The sequence below is a fragment of the Verrucomicrobiales bacterium genome (assembly GCA_016793885.1).
GTDB lineage: Bacteria > Verrucomicrobiota > Verrucomicrobiia > Limisphaerales > UBA11320 > UBA11320.
In genome coordinates this window covers 1-2,029 of the sequence record JAEUHE010000218.1, presented here as the reverse complement: position 1 = coordinate 2,029, position 2,029 = coordinate 1, and the positions used below count along the sequence as shown (strand labels likewise).

At 65.9% G+C, this 2,029-nt stretch carries 3 protein-coding genes; all 3 read right to left on the bottom strand.

Features of this window, described 5'->3' with window-relative positions; all coding sequences use genetic code 11:
* Positions 1–929, bottom strand: a 929-nt coding sequence (locus tag JNN07_24425; GenBank protein ID MBL9170901.1) for an RNB domain-containing ribonuclease, incomplete at its 3' end; no start/stop codon positions are given.
* A gap of 200 nt (positions 930–1,129) precedes the next feature.
* On the bottom strand, positions 1,130–1,564 hold the full coding sequence (locus JNN07_24420) for a GNAT family N-acetyltransferase (GenBank protein MBL9170900.1): 435 nt from the start codon (positions 1,562–1,564) through the stop codon (positions 1,130–1,132).
* A partial coding sequence (locus JNN07_24415) for a M20/M25/M40 family metallo-hydrolase (GenBank protein ID MBL9170899.1) occupies positions 1,561–2,029 on the bottom strand: 469 nt, incomplete at its 5' end. The genes JNN07_24415 and JNN07_24420, both read right to left, overlap by 4 nt.

Here is a 2,029-nt window from a genome sequence, read left to right as displayed (position 1 = left end):
CGGCGACGCGCCTCGCGGTCCAGCGCCGACCCCGGTGTCACGAAATGCGCCACATCGGCAATCGCGACCCACAGGACAAAGCCGCCGGGATTGCCGGGGTCAGTATCCACTTCCGCCAGCACCGCATCGTCGCGGTCGCGTGCATCGACCGGGTCGATGGTCACCAGGGGCAGGTCGCGCAGGTCCTCGCGCCCAGCCATGCCCACGGGTTCCGCTCGATCGGCTTCCAGCACTACGGCATCGGGGAAAGCATCGGGAATGCCGTGCTGATGAATGGCAATCAGAGAGGCCGCCCGCGGTCCCTCCGGGTCACCCAGCCGCGCCACGATCCGCGCCGCGGGCAGGCCAAGCCGCCGTGCGCCGACCGCTTCGGCCTCGACCAGCTCACCATCGCGGGCACCCCCGGTCATGTCCGGGGCAACGCGCCATTCCTTGTCATCGCCCTTGCCGACGGGCACGATCCGCCCGCCCTCCGACCCGGCCCGGAACACTCCCAGTACCTTCTTCGGGTTCGACCCCAAAGCCCGGATCAGCCGCGCCTCGTAGACATAGTCGTCCAGATCGACCTTGGACAGGCGCGCCAGAATCCGGTCGCCCGCGCCCAGGGCCGGATCGCCCTTCTTCGGGATGATCAGAATGCGGGGCCCTTCATCGACCCCCTCTTCCAGGGGCTTGGCAAAGAGGTCGCCATTTCCGTCCGGCGCCAGCACCTCCAGCACCGCAACCGGAGGCAACACTCCCTTCTCATGGAACCGCCGCGCGGTCTTTTCGACCACGCCCTCACCCTCAAGCTCGCGCAACAAACGCTTCAACTCGATGCGCCCGTCGCCCTTGATGCCAAAGGCCTTGGCAATGTCCCGCTTGGCGGCAAGGCCAGGGTTCTGAGCGATCCACTGGCGGATCTCGTCCTTGGAAGGAAGTGTTTTCATGGGCAAAGCCCTAACATGTCGTCCTGGGAAACACTACCCGACCCACCCATTCACCTGTTCGCAAATATCCTCGGGGGGAAGGCGATGGTTTCCCTGAAACCATCGCCGTGGGGGGCGAAGCGCCCCCATGCCCGAGGAGGAGGCGAAGCCCGACGACGAGACAAGGAACTTGCGGCGCCAGCCGCTCCGCTTCGCAACCGCTACAAGGGGCGGCGCATGTCGTAATGCGGGATACCCGCGTCGAGATACTCCTCGCCCTCGACAACAAACCCGAGCCTTTCGTAGAACCCCAGCGCATGGGTCTGCGCGCCCAGCAGGGCCGTGCTCACCCCCGGCACCCGCCGAAGTTCCTCCAGGCAGGCCCGGATCAACGCCGCGCCCAGGCCCGTACCCCGCGCTTCTGACAGAACACAGACTCGCCCGATCTTGCCCGTCTCCCCCTTGATCAGCATCCGTGCCGTGCCGACCGGACGCTCGCCGTCAAAGGCCAAGAGATGGACCGCCTCCGGGTCCAGCCCGTCCACCTCATCTTCTTCGCTGACGCCTTGCTCATCAATGAACACCACCCGGCGCAGGCGCTGGCAAAGGGCGATATCTCCGGTCCGTTCGATGCGAAAAGTCACGCGGCGGATCACGCGAAATAGTCCCGCAGGATCCGGCCGTAGATCGCTTTCAGCTGGTGGATATGTGCCACTTCCACGCGCTCATCGACCTGATGCATGGTCTTGCCGACCAGCCCGAACTCCACCACCGGGCAGTGATCCTTGATGAACCGCGCGTCCGAGGTCCCTCCGCTGGTCGAAGCCTGTGGCTTGCGGCCCGTCTCGGCCTCGACAGCCCGCGAGACAAGCTCGGACAACTCGCCCGGCGGGGTAAGGAAGCTTTCCCCCGCGACGGAAATCTTCAGGCCGATCTCGACCCCCGTCGCTTCGGCCACGGCTTCGGCCTCGGATCGCAGCCAGCGCGACAGCGTGTCACCGGAATGCGTGTCGTTGAACCGGATGTTGAGGCGCGCTGTCGCCCGCGCCGGGATCACGTTTCCCGCCGGATTGCCGCAGTCGATGGTGGTAATCGCCAGGGTCGATGGGTCGAAATGCTGG